Below are 16,872 nucleotides of genomic sequence, written 5' to 3' on the forward strand. Positions count from 1 at the left end.
GTCAATAAGCAATGGGGTAAACAGACACTAATTAAAAAACACACTAAAGCTTTCGAAATAAGATTTTGAAATATAAGCATTTCCACTTAAATATTCAGGATTTACTTATTTTGTTTAACCACACCTGGCATATTATCTAACTGCGCGGTAATATAGCTACCTGTAGCATTTAGATTGGCTACCAACAAATCCATTGCATTATATTGGCTATACAGTCGTGCTTCCAAATCATCCATTCTTCGACTAAAAGAAAGACGATCATCATCTAAATTTTCTAATTGGTTTTTCTTACTATCAATTCGACTTTGAATCACCCCATCAGAATCTGTATAAAACTTCATCAATGTATCAACTGATGCGGCGAAGCCAGGGGCATCTTCAGAGCCCACAAAAAAGTTTTGAATACCATCTACATTTTTTGCAACAAATTCATTTAGGTCACTTTTATCTAACGTCAATACACCATAACGATCACTTCGAACACCTAACTGCGATAACGATATGCTTTCACCACCACTGGTCTCAAAAGGAGTGCTGACTTGTTGACGTAGTTTACTCATAACGCCTCGTAATAGAGAGTCGCCTACCAGCGGGCCAGTACTGCCTTCTCCTGCTTGCCCTAACGTTTTACTTAGCGATAAAAGACTATTGTAGTTTTTAACAAAGTCATTAATCCCTGCTTCAATATTCGCGTTATTCTCACTTAATGTTACGCTACTTAAGTCATCATCCACACTGTGTTTTTTCTTCGCTGTAATATCTACACCATCAATCACGTTGGTAAACGTATTGGTACTATTAGTAACAACCAAAGAACCATCAATGGTTATCTGTGCGTCAACAGCAGGTGTTGCTTCATCCATGCTTAAGGAATAATTAGGTGATTCAGAATCAGGTTCATAGGCTAAACGTGAGAGACCATCCGCATCGGTGTTATTAAAGCCATCTACGCCAACATCGCCAACATCATCTACAACGATAGTAATTGCATTTGCTAGCCCTGTTTCTTTGCTCGATAGCACTAAATGCTGACCGTCGTCATCAGTTATAATAGTAGCGATGACAGATTCGTTATCATCACTATCGTTTATAGCATCACGAATATCCGCTAATGTAGTGGTGTCTGAAGCGACAACAGCAAAACTATTATCACCTGAATTTATAGTTAATGTACCTTCACCGACAGCCTCTTCACTGGCGATCCCTACAGAAACTAATTTGTGTTTTTCGGCAAGCGTATCTACTTTTACCGAATAATTACCAACTTCGGCATCTTTATTTGACGCCATAGAGATGAAATCATCATTACCTTTTGCTTCACGTAATTGATATCGATCAGCATCCGCTAAATTAGACATAGAATCTTGCACTTTTTGTAGTGCTGATTTAAGTGCACCAACAGCAGAGATATCTGTTGTCATTGCCGCTTCTTTACGATTAAGTCTCGTTTCAAAGGGCACTTTTTCAGCGCCAACGATAGCGTTGACAATGTCGGCTACTTGTAAGCCAGATCCTAAACCATTAAATGTAATATTAGGCATAAACCACCACGTTTCATCTATTATCATAGCTATATTAACAAGCTATATTATCTACTTACAGCAACCTACTATTAATAATATTAATAGTTCTCATTAAATATTATTGACTAAATGTTATAAACACCATTTATCTATTTCGGTACTTTGATAACTATACATCAGTATTAATAAAATTACCTGTTGCCTCAGAAAGCTTCGCTACTAAATCTAATACTTCTTCTGTGGGGTATTGTTTTATTAAATCACCACTTTTTTTATCTGTTACTTTAATTACGTCTCGGCCTGAGTCTTTATCTACAGAAAACTCTAAGCCTTTGTTCATTTCACCAACAAAATCCTGCAAATTTTGCGCCACCTTCTCTAGCTGCTCTGAAGATATTAGCACTTTACCTTGCTGTTCTGAACTATCCGCCTTAGCCACTAATTCAATAGTTTTGTTACCTGTGACAATATCAGACATCGGACTTTTTGCTACGGAACTATCGTGGGCTTGAAAGTCATTTTCAACATTATCAGCTCTGCTTGAGTTAACATTAATACTATTAACCGTTGAAGTGTTTATTGCACTCATCACTAACTCCTAAACATGAAACTAAAATATCACAAGTAAGTACAGAAAAAGGAAGGAACTATTAACTAATAGGCCTTCCTCTTATTTTCCTAATTAGTAAGGTTAATTAATAATCTTACTAATTACTTGCGAATGCCTATTCAATTAACCGATTAAGCTTAACGCTGCTTGTGGCAATTGGTTAGCTTGCGCTAAGATTGATGTACCTGCTTGTTGCAATATTTGGTTCTTAGTCATTACCGCAGTTTCTGTTGCGTAATCTGTATCCTGAATACGGCTACGAGATGCTGAAGCGTTTTCTTGAATGTTTGCTAAGTTACCAATAGTTTGACTAAAACGGTTTTGCGTTGCACCTAACTCGGCACGTTCATTACCAATTTGTTGTAATGCTGCATCAATTACATCGATTGCTGACTGAGAGCCTCCTGCAGTAGAGATATCAAGCTTTGCAATTGAATTTAATTTAGTTGTAGTATCAAGAGCAGCCACACCTGCATCAGTTCCGTTACTTAGATTAGTACCTGATGCTACGATAGTTAATGAACCCAAGTCTTGATCTAAGACTGCATTGGTCATATCTAAACGCCCAGTTACGATACCTGATGAACTTCCAGTTGCACTAGCAGCACTCGTTGTAGTAATTGCTGAACCAGTTAAGGCTGGCGTTGCAAGTGAGCCATTATAAGATTGAATAACACCAGATGCAGTATTAGCACCAGCCCCACTTGTTGATTCCATTGTTGCATTAATGTTCGCACCACTAGTATTGGTAAACACAACAACGTTAAGTGTTGTGTCATGTGTAGCAACTATACCTTTAGCAGCTAAAGCATCTTTGTTTGCATCAGTCTGGGTTGCATTAAACAAAGCTGTAGATTGGTCAGCGGCTGTACCTGAACCAGCTGCAGCACCCGTTGTCAACTCAACACCACCAACATTTATGTTATAGGTATTACCACCGGTCGCATCATCGGCTGAAAAACTACCAATAGCAACCTGGGTCGTTGCAGCAGCTCCAAAAACACCTTCGGTAGCGTTAATTTGGCCCGCTAAATCAGCTGCACTCATCCCTGTAGTTAAATCAATTGAGTTGGTTTGACCGCCAGCACTCACCTTAATTTCATCATCATCAGCAAATGTTTTCGCTGTAGTACTTGCTCCTGCAAAACCAGCAATTGCATCGAGTGTAAACCCTTTACCTTCAAGCCCAATATCTTCAGCAGCAGCTGAATTCAAGGTAACACCAATTGTTTGGTTACTATCAGAACCTACTTGAAACTGCTGAGTGCCGTAATCACCATTTAATAACTTTTGACCACCAAAGGTGGTGGTATCGGCAATACGGGTTAACTCTGATTGCAATGCGGTTACTTCTTTTTGTAGCGCTTCACGGTCTGATGTTGAATTTGAACCGTTAGATGATTGTAGTGACAAGTCACGCATACGTTGTAAAATGTCAGTAGAAGATTGTAATGCACCCTCTGCGGTTTGCGCCATTGAAATACCGTCGTTAGCATTTCGTTGTGCTACACCTAAACCACTTATTTGTGAAGTTAAACGTGTTGCGATTTGCATACCTGCCGCATCATCTTTAGCGCTATTGATCCGCATACCTGATGATAGACGCTCCATAGACTGAGTTAATGCCGAGCCTGATTTAGTTAAGTTACGTTGTGCATTTAATGAAGTAACGTTAGTGTTTACTGAAATAGCCATTTTTAAAACTCCTGATTACAATAGGTAATACGTTAGTTAAACAATTTTTATAAATCAGGAACTTAATTCGATGCTTTTCATTTTGTAAATTAAATGATGGAAAGTGTCATTAAGTACCCGTTCTAATAACAGTAACGGCAGCCATTAAATTAACTTTAATCTTTTTTACACAAAACTCATAAATATTTAATTATTCAGAATAAAATAATGACAAAACATCTATACATCCCTTATAAACACAAGCGGTTTTCGAGTAATTCTAATAATATCAGTCAATAATTAAAATATTTTAAGCACTCTATCCTGAACTAGTAGATGGCTAAAAATTAATAACCACAACTTAAAAAGGCTGAATAATTTCTTATTCAGCCTTTGTTTTATTTATACTCTTAACTTTCAATTTTAAAGAGACTTAAGTAACTAAAACTAACCACCGATCAAGCTAATTGCCGCTTGTGGTATTTGATTAGCTTGCGCTAAGATTGAAGTACCTGCTTGTTGCAATATTTGGTTCTTAGTCATTACAGCCGTTTCCGTCGCGTAATCGGTATCCATAATACGACTACGTGATGCCGATGCATTTTCTTGAATGTTAGCCAAGTTACCAATAGTTTGACTAAAACGGTTTTGTGTTGCGCCTAATTCAGCACGTGAATCACCAATATCAGCTAAAGCCGCATCAATCACATCAATGGCAGACTGAGAGCCACCTGCAGTAGATATATCAAGCTTTGCGACTGAACTTAATTTAGTTGTAGTATCAAGAGCAGCCACACCTGCATCAGCTCCGTTACTAAGATTAGTACCTGATGCTACGATAGTTAATGAACCCAAGTCTTGATCTAAGACTGCATTGGTCATATCTAAACGCCCAGTTACGATACCTGATGAACTTCCAGTTGCACTAGCAGCACTCGTTGTAGTAATTGCTGAACCAGTTAAGGCTGGCGTTGCAAGTGAGCCATTATAAGATTGAATAACACCAGATGCAGTATTAGCACCAGCCCCACTTGTTGATTCCATTGTTGCATTAATGTTCGCACCACTAGTATTGGTAAACACAACAACGTTAAGTGTTGTGTCATGTGTAGCAACTATACCTTTAGCAGCTAAAGCATCTTTGTTTGCATCAGTCTGGGTTGCATTAAACAAAGCTGTAGATTGGTCAGCGGCTGTACCTGAACCAGCTGCAGCACCCGTTGTCAACTCAACACCACCAACATTTATGTTATAGGTATTACCACCGGTCGCATCATCGGCTGAAAAACTACCAATAGCAACCTGGGTCGTTGCAGCAGCTCCAAAAACACCTTCGGTAGCGTTAATTTGGCCCGCTAAATCAGCTGCACTCATCCCTGTAGTTAAATCAATTGAGTTGGTTTGACCGCCAGCACTCACCGTAATTTCATCATCACCAGCAAATGCTTTCGCTGTAGTACTTGCTCCGGCAAAACCAGCAATTGCATCGAATGTAAACCCTTTACCTTCAAGCCCAATATCTTCAGCCCCCACTGACCCCAACGTAACACCGATAGTTTGGTTACTGTCTGAGCCAACCTGAAACTGTTGGGTACCATAAGTACCATTTAATAATTTTTGACCACCAAAGGTAGTCGTATCAGCAATACGAGTTAACTCTGATTGCAATGCTGATACTTCTTTTTGTAGTGCTTCACGATCTGATGTTGAGTTTGAGCCGTTAGCTGACTGCAATGACAAGTCACGCATACGTTGTAAAATATCGGTAGAGGACTGCATAGCCCCCTCTGCAGTTTGCGCCATTGAAATACCATCATTAGCATTACGTTGCGCTACTGCTAAGCCACTAATTTGTGACGTTAAGCGCGTTGATATTTGCATACCTGCGGCATCATCTTTAGCGCCATTGATACGCATACCAGAAGATAGACGTTGCATTGAAGTGGCTAAGTTTTCTCCAGATTTTGTTAAATTACGTTGAGCATTCAACGATGTTACATTGGTATTGACTGTTATGGCCATGATATAGCTCCTAATTTTTACATTTAATAGTGTTATTAGAAGCTTGTAAAGCAAGCCTCTGCTCTTTTATTAATAAAATACTGTCCCATTAAATTAATTTACACTGACAGATTTTTTTGTTTTTTATTACTACAAATAATAAAGCATGAACCGTGCCACTTAAAAAATTGCAGTAATAAAATCATATATAATTAAATAAGGTTAAGCCTTGTACTTTGGTAAATGCTTGTTGTGATGCTTGTAACGCTATTTTTGATTGTTCAAACTCAGAAATCGCTTTGGCAAAATCTAAGTCTTCGATGTTTGACTTACCGCTAGAAAGGTTTAATTCCATATCTAGATGCCTACTCTGTTGGCTTTCAAGCACCTGTAAGCGAACACCCGAATCTACTCGTTTTGATGTAATGTGAGTCATGGCTGAATTAAACTGGTCGAGTAGCGTATTGTAATCCACTTGGTGTTGTTCAAGGTTTGTAGAAACTGCGCTGTTTTCCATCCAGGAAATAGCATCATTGATGGTTTCAAATATACTAACGTTCTCCTGCTCACTCATGGTAAAGCTATCACCCGGCAAAGGATTGCCGCTTAGAGTAACTTCTATACCATCAAAAGAGATTTTTTGCCCTGCTACGTGGGGCGCAGGTGTCGCGGGTGCAACTGGAAAAGCAATGTTACCATTAACATCCGTTACGGTTAAATCATTCGTTAAAGCGTCAACGGTAAAAGTATAATCATGCGGCATGGCACTCGTATTATAATTACCTCTGTCGGTAACATTAGCACTAGCTAAGGCTACGCCTGACGTATTAGAAGTATAGTTAGCGGTAAAATCACCAATGGGGTTATCTACCTTTAAAAAAGTAGCATCGCCAGTTTGATTGGTGGGTATTTTTATATTTTTAGCTATTTGTAATTCCCTTACACCAGAGTCACCACTATAAGAAACACTACCGTCAACATGTTGACTAAAGGGTTGTTGATCAGTTTTAAAACCAGAAAATATATAATCGCCGTTTGCATTTTGACTATTGGCAAGTTCAAGTATTTGCTCAAAACTATTTCTAGTTTGTTTGGCTATGGCTTGTATATCCACATCAGTCATTGCGCCATTGTTTGCTTGTAACATCTGATCTTTGATGTTATTTAATATATCCTCTACACCAGCAAAAACAATTTCTTGCATATTATTATGACTTTCAGCCATAGTAATATTGCGTTTATATTTTTCTATGTTGGCTAAGTCATTGTTATAGCCAGCTAAGGTACTATAAGAAATAGCATCGTCTTTTGCGGTTAACACTCGTTTACCACTTGATAAGTAAGCCATTTGATCATTAACATCAGAGCTTTTTTGGCTCATTTGCTGTGAACTTTGTAAGTAAAACTGAGCTGTAGAAACGCGCATAAAAATTCCTTACCTGACTGCCGATAAAATGGTGTCAAAAATAGTATTTGCTGTAGAGATTATTTGTGATGCCGCTTGATAAGCTTGTTGATATCTCAAAAGATTCGCAGCTTCTTCATCAAGATTTACACCTGATGTCGCTTGATTGCGGTTATAAGCTTGAGTAAATAAGGCCTGTGCGGTATCTGCTGATAAATCAGCATTACTCGCTTTTGAACCTACTATTGAGGTTGAAACGGCTAAGCTTTCGCTAAAGGTTTGTTTTCCCGCATTGACTACACCTATTTCTTGGGTCTTTGCCATAGCAACCGCATGATTACCATTACCAACACCAAAAGCATTACCTAAGGTAAAGGTTTCACGTGCATTAGCGCCTGAACCAGCAAGATCACCTTTAATTTCAATTTGAAAATCAGGTGAGCCGGCAGGAATATCAATAATAGCACTCGCCCCTGTTGCATAACTGCCTGATGCTATGGCCGGCGTTCCAGGTGGTGGCGTTGATGTGTTATAGACTCGATACTCAAATATTCCGGTAGGTATTTGGGGTGCTGGCAGTGGTGGTGGTGGTGTTTCATATACATCAACAGTGATATCATACGCACTCGCCGCAACAGGGTTAGTCACATTAGTAATTTCTATTTTACCATTGCTAATATTGTTACTCGACGGTGTCACCGCAATCGCTGTACTTGCTGCGATGGCATTAGCGTCAGTTAATGTCGCTTGCATTAATGCTGCACTGTTTTTGGTCGGTACAATAGTAAACTTGTCACCTGCCTGAAGCGTGCCACCCGCTGTTTCAATAAATGAGAAACCGTAATCGGGTGTCGTGGGTGTATGCGTACCGGCGGGAGTACCTGTACCAGGCATCCCTAGATTTTCGCTTCCACCAGTAGTCAAATTATATAACGTAAAATCAGTACCATCGAAACGTACTTCAAAGTCATCAGTAGATAATAAAGAAACGTCGTTGATAACCACTTGAGGTTGTGTGGTACCCGTGTTTGATGAAGGAGCTAGCACACGACCTTGTTGTAATTGTGTCGCATTAATATCGGTGAAAAAATTTGCCCCTTGAACACCATTTAGATCTAAACCACTGGCTTGACTGTCGTTTAATATTGACGATATAGACATAGCTAAGCGATCAATTTCTTTACGCGTTTGATTTAAATGCTGGTCTCTAAATTCAAAATTTGCCGCTAAAGAGCCGCCTAACGTAGAACCATTTAATGCCACACGACTATTGCCACTGACTAAACTTAGCTGGGTTTTATTTGGATCGGGATCGCCAGCCTTAACTTGTACTGTCATTGGCGTAATACCGGCAACCAATGTCGTACCTTGTCCTATCATTACAGTGAGTACACCGTTAGCATCTTCTACGGTAGTCACTTTGGTATACTTACTTAGTTCACCAATTAATCGATCTCGTTTATCAAGTAAATCATTAGGTTGCCCTGTTTGATTTAACCCTTGAGTTTGCATAATGGTTTCATTAATTTTTGCTAATTCATTGGATATTTCAGAAATTTTAGTAGCAATTTGTTCAATTTCACCGTTGACCGCTTTGGTCATATTGTCAAAATTATTAGTCAGCTCATTAAAGTCTTTGCTTAAAATATTCGCTTGATTAAGCACAATACTGCGTAAACCTAAATCATTAGGATTGTCAGCAACGCCATTGAGTGATTGGTAAAAACTGTCAAGTGAACCCACCACGGCGTTACCTGAGGTACTCATCACTTGGTCTAGTTGTGTTAAACGCCCTTGTAATAAGTCAGCATTACCGAGTTTGCTTTGATTAAGTAGTTGTTCTTTATGGGAGAATTGTTCGTATAGACGAGTGATATCGTTAACATAGGTACCAGAGCCAACATAGTTGCCGCCACTGAATAACCCCACCGATGAATTTTGTTCTGCGCGTTGTCGGCTATAACCCTCTGTATTAACATTGGCAATATTATGACCCGTTGTCGCCAGCTGCTGCTGTGCGGCAAGTAAACCACTAACACCTGTGTTATATAAGTTAACCGACATGACTTCACTCCTAACCTAACCAAAACTCAATGCATTTATATGCTGAGCGCTTATTTACTTATTTAGTAAACTGGTTACGGTTCGTAGTGTTCCCTTAATTTTTTCTGCGTATTTGGGATCCGTCGCATAACCAGCACTCTGTAGGTTATGCAGGAAGTGTTCCACATCGCCAGCTTTGTCTAATGCATTTTTATAGCGTTCGCTGTTTGAGAGAAACTGCATGTAATCATTAACGCTGTCACTAATGGTTTCATAAACGCGAAAGGGTTCACGTTTTTTAACCATAGCACCTTGCTCAAATTCAAGGGTTTCCTTATTAATTTTTTCGCCATCCCAGCGTTTATCGGCTTTAATGTTAAACAAGTTATTAGAGCTTTGACCACTTTCTGTTTTGATGATTTTTTGTCCCCAGCCAGTTTCTAATGCGGCTTGAGCTATAACAACTTCAAAGGGAATATTTAACTTTTCTTCAACACGTTTAGCATCTTCGGTTAATGCCATAACAAAGTCTTTTGGTTGCTGATACTGAGGCTCTTGCATGGCAAGCATTTCATAAACAGACGGTTTGTTATCTAACGAATTTACCGTGTTAGTCGAAGAAGGCGCTCGTTGTGGCATATCAAATAATGCTTGTCGATTATTAGTTGAACGATCACCCGAGTCATTAGTTTGACGATCCTCGGCCGAAATAAGGATCCCTGTGTCGACAATTGACTTGCCTTTATTATTATCTTCACTGAGTAAGCCGTTACTTTTACTGAAGCGATTATTACTTTGTAAAAATGACTGTGGGGTAAAACTTTCAGTGTCACCACCTAGCTGGCGAACGATTAAGTCCGATAAACCTAAAGAGCCGTTATTTGATAATTCTAATGACATTTGTTGGTCATGCATATCACGATAAAATTTTGTACTTTCTGAATTAAAGGGACTATCTGACTCTAAAACGTCTTGTGCTTTACGCATACTTTTCATCAGCATTTGCATAAAAATCGCTTCAAACTGCTTGGCCGCTGTTTGTAAAGCCGCATCTTTTGAGCCTTTATCAGTTTCTTTAGACTGTTGGCGAATAGAATTCAAGCCATTGATGTCTAAAAAATTCTGAGAATTAGCGGTCACAGATGCCTGCGGTGCCAATGAAGTTAGTGATGATTGATTCGGTGTAATCATAAGCTTTATTGATCATTAAATAATGATCAATTCTCCTCGTAATGCACCCGCTTGTGATAGCGCTTCAAGAATTGCCATAACATCACCAGGGCCCGCACCAATTTCATTAATCGCTCGAACGAGTGTGTCTAAGCTTACCCCCGGATCAAAAACAAACATCCGGTTATCATCTTTATTAACGTTAACAATAGATTGATTCGTTACCGCCGTATTACCATCAGCAAAAGCATTAGGCTGAGAGACATCTCGTGTTTCATTAATCGTTACCGTAATACCACCATGAGTAATGGCGGCAGGCAATAAGCGCACATCAGAGCCGATCACGATGGTACCAGTACGGGAGTTAACAATAACTTTCGCCGCCGGACGTGAAGGTTCAAATTCTAAATTTTCTAAGGCAGCCAAAAAGCTGACTCGTTGGCTCGCATCTCTCGGTGCATTGACTTGAATAGAGGTTGCATCAATAGCGCGAGCAATAAAAGTGGCGGGGTCGTTAATGTTAGCAAACTCGCTATTAATGACTCGCTCTAAACTTCTCGCACTACTGAAATCAGAATCTCTAAGATTAAAGGTAATATAATCGCCAGAAGTAAATGGTGAAATAACTTCACGTTCAACCATAGCACCATTAGCAATACGGCCTACGGTTGGTGTATTAACAATAACTTTTGAGCCATCTAAACCTTCAGCACCTAAACCGCTAACGACTAAACTGCCTTGAGCAACGGCATAAGCATTACCATCAATACCCATGAGAATAGTTTGTATTAATGTTCCACCACGTAAGCTTTGCGCACTGCCCATTGAAGAAACTGTAATATCAATTCTTTGTCCGGGTTTAGTAAATGCGGGTAACTCAGCATGAACAGCAACCGCAGCAACATTTTTAATTTTTGGTTTTAAATTAGCCGGCATAGTAATACCAAAATTACTTAGCATGGTTTTGAAACTTTGTTCGGTAAATGGACTTTGTTCGCCTGTGCCAGGTAAACCCACCACTAAACCATAACCTATCAATTGATTACTTCGGACACCAGCAACATCGGCTAAATCTTTAATTCGCTGTGCAGAGCTCATCGAACTAAACAAAAATGTTAGCACCAAGACAGTAACTTTCATACTTGTGAAAAAAGTGTTCATAATAATACCTATTGAAAGTTTATGTTCAATTAACCCTACAGGGGCCACCAAGAGCTAGTAAAGAAACTCGATAACCAACCTTGTTCTTGTACGTCAGCAAAAGTCCCAGTACCTGCATATTCAATGCGCGCATTAGCGATTTTTCCAGAAACAATGGTATTACTAGAGCTAATATCTTGTGCGCGAATAACACCGGTTAAGCGAATAAATTCGTCACCATTATTTAAAGTCATCCATTTTTCACCACGGATCATCAAATTGCCATTGGGCAAAACACGCAAAACATGTACAGAAATATGACCGTTTAAGCTATTACCTTGGTTAGACTTTGAATCACCACTAAAGTCAGAGCCTTGGTTATAGCCAAATTGAATGGCATTATTTTTAAAGTTTACTGCAGCGCCGCCTAAACCAATAATAGGATCTAAACTGGCACTATTTTCTTTACTCAACTCTGTTTTAGCATTTTTCTGTGCTTGTGTACTTTCACTTAACGTCACTGAAATAATGTCACCAACACGATGAGCTTTTGAGTCAGAATAAATATTATTAACGTAGTTAGCTCTAAACAGTGAACCCGTCGGGATAATAGAGGCTTCTTCCATTTCGGGTAAAATCGGCGCAAAGTCAGGATCGTCAGGTAACGTTTTTGCCTGTTCAACACTGGCACAACCCGTTATTGATAAAAAAAAGATAACTAAGACTAAGTGAATTTTCATAAGAGATTCCTTAACGCTATAACTGCTGATTAATATAACTAAGCATTTCATCAACTGCTGAAATTACTTTTGAGTTCATTTCATATACCCGTTGACTTTCAATCAAGTTAACAAGTTCTTCGGTGGTATTTACATTCGAGGTTTCTAGCGCGCCTTGCACTATCATGCCAAAACCTTCTAAACCTGGAACCCCTTCTTGTGGAGCACCACTAACCGCTGTTTGAATGTATAAATTTTGTCCTATTGGCTGCAAACCAGTCGGGTTAACAAAGTTAACTGTATTAATTTGACCGATAACAGCAGGATCAGGTTGCCCCTGAAGAGTTACAGAGACTTCACCATCTTGAGAAACAATAATACTTAACGCATCAGGCGGAATAGTTATTTGTGGTTGAATTAAATAACCCGCGCCCGGTGTAACCATATTGCCCTCTTCATCCATGGTAAATTGACCATTTCTTGAATATGACGATGTACCGTCAGGGAGTTGCACTTCAAAAAAACCTTCACCTTGGATCATTAGATCTAAAGCGTTATCGGTAGTTTGCATATCACCTTGGGTATGAATTTTTTGCGTAGCCACCACTTTTGTACCCGCGCCAAGCATTAAGCCTGAAGGCATCTCTGTATCTTGTGCAGAGCGACCACCTGGCTGATTAATCGTTTGATAGAGTAAATCTTCAAATACGGCACGACTTTTCTTAAAACCTATGGTACTGGCGTTAGCTAAATTATTAGAAATTACCGCAATATCTTTTGTTTGCGCATCTAACCCTGTTTTACTTATCCATAATGCTGGGTTCATAAATCACCTCAAAAATTATTTATTTAAATTAGAAAGCACGTAATAAAGATGCTGAACTTGCATCAACTTCTTCCGCTGTTTTCATGAGTTTTAATTGCATTTCAAACTGACGTTGCAAAGAAATCATCGCGGTCATCTCCCCAATAGGGTTTACGTTACTTGCTTCAAGCATGCCATTTTCGACTTTGACATTGACGTCAGCATTCTCATTTAGTCCATCTTTTCGACGAAACAAGCCATCAGCACCTTTTGCTAACTCTTGCACCCTCGGGTTAACCATTTTTAGACGACCCACTTCTTCTTGAAGAGAACTCGGTGCTCCTTCAGGCTGAACCATGATGGTGCCATCTTTACTGATATGAATATTATTGACTGGTAGAGGTATAAATATCGGGCCAGTATCTCCTAAGACAAGCTCACCTTTAGAGGTTTCTAAAGCACCTTCTTCGTTGAGTCTAAATTGGCCATCACGTGTATAACCTTCAGTACCATTTTCAGCTTGAACAGCAAACCAACCCGGCCCTTGAATGGCAAGATCTAAATCTCTAGAAGTTTGCATCAAAGAACCACTGTCAAAGTTTTGGCTGGCATTTTCTGTCATGGCAAACACACGAGAAGGCAAGCCTTCGCCAAAAGCTTGCATTGAACGCGCCTGTGCTAAATCGGCTTTAAAACCCGTAGTCTTAGCGTTAGCAAGGTTGTTAGCATTAACGGCAAGCGAATGCATATTTTGTTTCGCACCGCTCATTGCGATATAAAGCATTTTGTCCATAACAGATCTCTAAAATTGTATCTTACAATGAGAAATGCAATAACAGTGCCAGAAGAAATAGAACAGGAAAAGGAAGATGGAAAAATAATCGTTTTATCGTCAACGAAAAGGAACCGACTGAGGTTTTGAAAGAAAGGTGGTTTGATAAAGACCATCAGCTGCTCGGGCATTGACACATAAAGAAGTATTAATGCGATGAAGACATGGATGCCTAAGAATGGCTATGTTTCGCTCTGCACCTATACCGTTCATCCTGAACATAAAAAGAGATAAAACATTTTACGTTTTATCTCTTTTATTTATCATAGACTAGATTATTTTAAAAATTTATTTATCGAATCTGTAGAATAGTTTGGTTTAGCTGGTTATCAACTTCTAGTGCACGAGAGTTAGCCTGAAAATTTCGTTGTGCTGAAATTAAGTCGATTAATTCTGTGGTTAAGTTAACGTTTGATTGCTCTAATGCCGATGAATTAATAGTACCAAAAGTACCTGAACCCGCCTCACCAGCCAATGCTTCACCGGAACTAATACTTTCTTTCCATGAAGTATTACCAATTTGCGTTAAGCCCTGTTCATTGGCAAAGTTTACTAAAGCAATGCGTGATAATGGTTCTGAGGTACCATTACTGTAAGTCGCTCGAATTAAACCATCACTACCAATATCTATACCGGTTAATCGCCCCACCGCTAAGCCATCTTGCTCAAGCGAAGTCACTTCAAAGTTTGAAGCAAACTGCGTAGGTTCATTTGGATTAGGGCCAAGAGGGTCTAGATTAAAATTAATTTTCACGGTTTGAGTTGGATCAGCACCATTGGCTAATATTGTCGCTCCAAGTGCCACGGTAATAGCACCACCGTCACCTGGCATAGGTAATTGTGCAACAAAATCACCTGAAGAATCAAAGTACATACGCATGCCAGTAACACCGCCACTTGCTGATAACGGACCTGAACTACCGCCACCTTGTGGATTTGTTATTGGCGTTCCTGGAGCTGCCGTTGGATCTGGATCTGTCTGTCCACCTGGATCAGCTAAATCTACCGGTATGCCATCAACGCCAGCAAACATCATCCACTCGTTAGCATCAGACGAAGGATTATCTTTAATAAAGTAATAAGTCATTATATGACTATCACCTAATGAATCAAAAATAGTCACTGAAGTTGAATGGTTAAAAGTCAAAGGATCATCGGGATCAAAGTTACCTGGCGCACTACTAATGAAAGAATCACCCGCAGGTAAGTTCATTCGTACATCTACTTCACTGGTTTTTTGAGGAGCACCAGAGGCCGTAGGAATACGAATAGGCTCTGCCGTACTTAAACTTACCGACGCAGAGGTGCCGTCAGGGTTAACTGGGAAACCTAATAAATGCTCACCCGCAGAGTTAACAACAAAGTTACTGTCGTTTAATTTAAACTGACCTGCTCGGGTATATGACGTTTCTAAGGAGTCAAGTTCAGGTACTGTTGCATAAAAACCATTACCCGTAACGGCTAAATCTAACGCGTTATTAGTAAACTGAATACTACCTTGCTGAAACTGCTGAGCGACATCTGCCGTCAAAACACCGTCACCCACTTTTGTTTTACCAGAAGCAAGTAATGATGCTGCATACACATCAACAAATTCCGCACGCGACTCTTTAAAGCCGGTGGTATTAACGTTAGCGATGTTATTTGATGTAACATCCAAATCTTTTTGAGCAGCGTTTAATCCGCTCAACGCTATATTAAATGACATAATTGCACCTCATATAAAAAACTGTTTATCTTAATTATTTCTAATTTTCGAGTATTCACTCTTCATTGAAATAACAGTGGCTTAAATTTATTTAGTTCGAAGAACTATTAATCTAACCTTCTGATACTTCCACCACATCTGCTAGTGCCATGGAACTGCCACCATTAAGATTTAATAAAATATTTCCACCTGCACCGGCTAACGTCACACTATCAACTTTACGATAGGTCATCGCTTGTAATTCTGATGCTTCACCTTCCACTAATCCTGCAATTCTAAAACGATAAGCACCTTGTGGAGCGGGCTCGCCATTTGTCATCTTGCCGTCCCAATTAAAGGTAAACTCACCTGCAGCCACACTGCCAACAGGAACTGTTTGAATAAGTTCTCCAGCGGTGTTTTCAACATAAATATTCACATTACTTGCCGCTTTATCAGTGACCATTTTGCCTTTAACGGCTTCGCCTTCAGCCATACCAAAAACATTATCATCAACTAGAACGCTACGACCCACTAACGAGGAGGCTTGTAATGCTTGACTCGATGACATGGATGCAGCAAATGATGTAAACTGTTCATTTAGCGTTGCCACACCGTCAGTCGTTGAAAACGCGGTCATTTGCGAAATCATTTCATTATTTTCAACGGGCTTAGTCGGATCTTGATGAGAAAGCTCTTTGGTCAGTAACGCAAAGAAATCTTCTTGCGTTAACATACCATTGCCATTATCCGTCGTTGTAACATCTTCCTTTTGCCAGCGCATGCCATCTAAAGGTTTACTTCCGCTTACTGTTTCCATATTTTATCCCACCTTTAATTGTTACTTGCCAAGCTGTAAGGTTTTATTCAGCATATTTTTTGCTGATTCAGCCAATTGAACATTTGTTTGATATGAGCGTGATGCTGAAATCATATTGGTCATTTCTTCAATCACGTTTACATTGGGTTTATAAATGAAACCATCTTTATCTGCCATTGGGTGTCCCGGAGAGTGCTGAATATTTAAAGGCTGATCGCTTTCCACAATGCCTAAAACTTTGACACCTACGCCTGAGTCATCTTGTCCTGCGGCAGCTTTTTGCATCTCTGCGGCAAAAACCGGATGCCGTGCTCGATAGGTTGCATCAACACTACTGCTAACACTATCAGCATTAGCAATGTTACTTGCGGTGGTATTTAAGCGAACAGATTGAGCGCTCATACCCGTGCCAGATATAGTAAATACGTTAAATAGGCTCATAA

At 39.6% G+C, this 16,872-nt stretch carries 14 protein-coding genes; all 14 read right to left on the reverse strand.

The window, feature by feature from the left end:
- Positions 1–101 precede the first annotated feature (101 nt).
- The 14 genes from fliD to flgC all read right to left on the reverse strand — a co-directional run bounded on the left by fliD (position 102) and on the right by flgC (position 16,870).
- On the reverse strand, positions 102–1,541 hold the full coding sequence (gene fliD / locus H4J70_RS04540) for a flagellar filament capping protein FliD (protein ID WP_182250692.1): 1,440 nt from the start codon (positions 1,539–1,541) through the stop codon (positions 102–104).
- Positions 1,542–1,692: 151 nt separating this feature from the next.
- Positions 1,693–2,112, reverse strand: a complete 420-nt coding sequence (locus H4J70_RS04545) for a flagellar protein FlaG (RefSeq protein ID WP_182221075.1) — start codon at positions 2,110–2,112, stop codon at positions 1,693–1,695.
- Positions 2,113–2,256: 144 nt separating this feature from the next.
- Positions 2,257–3,828, reverse strand: coding sequence for a flagellin (locus tag H4J70_RS04550; RefSeq protein ID WP_182250693.1), 1,572 nt, complete (start codon positions 3,826–3,828; stop codon positions 2,257–2,259).
- Between the two features lie 426 nt (positions 3,829–4,254).
- Complete coding sequence (locus H4J70_RS20865; protein ID WP_182250694.1) at positions 4,255–5,829, reverse strand: flagellin; 1,575 nt, start codon at positions 5,827–5,829, stop codon at positions 4,255–4,257.
- A 181-nt stretch (positions 5,830–6,010) separates the two neighbouring features.
- Positions 6,011–7,234, reverse strand: coding sequence for a flagellar hook-associated protein FlgL (flgL, locus tag H4J70_RS04560; protein ID WP_182250695.1), 1,224 nt, complete (start codon positions 7,232–7,234; stop codon positions 6,011–6,013).
- A 9-nt stretch (positions 7,235–7,243) separates the two neighbouring features.
- Positions 7,244–9,277: a flagellar hook-associated protein FlgK gene (gene flgK, locus H4J70_RS04565; protein WP_182250696.1), complete on the reverse strand. Its 2,034-nt coding sequence runs from the start codon at positions 9,275–9,277 to the stop codon at positions 7,244–7,246.
- A gap of 54 nt (positions 9,278–9,331) precedes the next feature.
- Entirely contained in the window at positions 9,332–10,447 is a 1,116-nt protein-coding gene (gene flgJ, locus H4J70_RS04570) for a flagellar assembly peptidoglycan hydrolase FlgJ (RefSeq protein ID WP_182250697.1), read from the reverse strand.
- A 15-nt stretch (positions 10,448–10,462) separates the two neighbouring features.
- Positions 10,463–11,587 carry a flagellar basal body P-ring protein FlgI gene (locus H4J70_RS04575; protein WP_404842388.1) on the reverse strand — a complete coding sequence of 375 codons (1,125 nt, stop codon included), beginning with the start codon at positions 11,585–11,587 and terminating at the stop codon, positions 10,463–10,465.
- Between the two features lie 35 nt (positions 11,588–11,622).
- On the reverse strand, positions 11,623–12,306 hold the full coding sequence (gene flgH, locus H4J70_RS04580; protein ID WP_070374648.1) for a flagellar basal body L-ring protein FlgH: 684 nt from the start codon (positions 12,304–12,306) through the stop codon (positions 11,623–11,625).
- 16 nt (positions 12,307–12,322) lie between these two features.
- Positions 12,323–13,111 carry a flagellar basal-body rod protein FlgG gene (gene flgG / locus H4J70_RS04585; RefSeq protein ID WP_070374649.1) on the reverse strand — a complete coding sequence of 263 codons (789 nt, stop codon included), beginning with the start codon at positions 13,109–13,111 and terminating at the stop codon, positions 12,323–12,325.
- A 28-nt stretch (positions 13,112–13,139) separates the two neighbouring features.
- A complete protein-coding gene (gene flgF, locus H4J70_RS04590) occupies positions 13,140–13,883 on the reverse strand; it encodes a flagellar basal-body rod protein FlgF (protein ID WP_146799142.1) in 744 nt (247 codons plus the stop codon).
- Between the two features lie 331 nt (positions 13,884–14,214).
- A complete protein-coding gene (gene flgE, locus H4J70_RS04595; protein ID WP_182221081.1) occupies positions 14,215–15,630 on the reverse strand; it encodes a flagellar hook protein FlgE in 1,416 nt (471 codons plus the stop codon).
- 112 nt (positions 15,631–15,742) lie between these two features.
- A complete protein-coding gene (locus tag H4J70_RS04600; protein WP_182250698.1) occupies positions 15,743–16,429 on the reverse strand; it encodes a flagellar hook assembly protein FlgD in 687 nt (228 codons plus the stop codon).
- Positions 16,430–16,450: 21 nt separating this feature from the next.
- A complete protein-coding gene (flgC, locus tag H4J70_RS04605) occupies positions 16,451–16,870 on the reverse strand; it encodes a flagellar basal body rod protein FlgC (protein WP_070374653.1) in 420 nt (139 codons plus the stop codon).
- Between the last annotated feature and the right edge of the window lie 2 nt (positions 16,871–16,872).

Source organism: Colwellia sp. BRX8-9 (assembly GCF_014077245.1).
GTDB lineage: Bacteria > Pseudomonadota > Gammaproteobacteria > Enterobacterales > Alteromonadaceae > Colwellia_A.

Bases quoted from the DNA above. Each gene is read 5' to 3' on its own strand.
- flgE (WP_182221081.1), bottom strand. From the start codon at position 15,630: ATGTCATTTAATATAGCGTTGAGCGGATTAAACGCTGCTCAAAAAGAT.
- fliD (WP_182250692.1), bottom strand. From the start codon at position 1,541: ATGCCTAATATTACATTTAATGGTTTAGGATCTGGCTTACAAGTAGCC.
- flgF (WP_146799142.1), bottom strand. From the start codon at position 13,883: ATGGACAAAATGCTTTATATCGCAATGAGCGGTGCGAAACAAAATATG.
- flgK (WP_182250696.1), bottom strand. From the start codon at position 9,277: ATGTCGGTTAACTTATATAACACAGGTGTTAGTGGTTTACTTGCCGCA.
- flgG (WP_070374649.1), bottom strand. From the start codon at position 13,111: ATGAACCCAGCATTATGGATAAGTAAAACAGGGTTAGATGCGCAAACA.
- flgL (WP_182250695.1), bottom strand. From the start codon at position 7,234: ATGCGCGTTTCTACAGCTCAGTTTTACTTACAAAGTTCACAGCAAATG.
- H4J70_RS20865 (WP_182250694.1), bottom strand. From the start codon at position 5,829: ATGGCCATAACAGTCAATACCAATGTAACATCGTTGAATGCTCAACGT.
- H4J70_RS04600 (WP_182250698.1), bottom strand. From the start codon at position 16,429: ATGGAAACAGTAAGCGGAAGTAAACCTTTAGATGGCATGCGCTGGCAA.
- flgH (WP_070374648.1), bottom strand. From the start codon at position 12,306: ATGAAAATTCACTTAGTCTTAGTTATCTTTTTTTTATCAATAACGGGT.
- H4J70_RS04545 (WP_182221075.1), bottom strand. From the start codon at position 2,112: ATGAGTGCAATAAACACTTCAACGGTTAATAGTATTAATGTTAACTCA.
- H4J70_RS04550 (WP_182250693.1), bottom strand. From the start codon at position 3,828: ATGGCTATTTCAGTAAACACTAACGTTACTTCATTAAATGCACAACGT.
- flgJ (WP_182250697.1), bottom strand. From the start codon at position 10,447: ATGATTACACCGAATCAATCATCACTAACTTCATTGGCACCGCAGGCA.
- flgC (WP_070374653.1), bottom strand. From the start codon at position 16,870: ATGAGCCTATTTAACGTATTTACTATATCTGGCACGGGTATGAGCGCT.
- H4J70_RS04575 (WP_404842388.1), bottom strand. From the start codon at position 11,587: ATGAACACTTTTTTCACAAGTATGAAAGTTACTGTCTTGGTGCTAACA.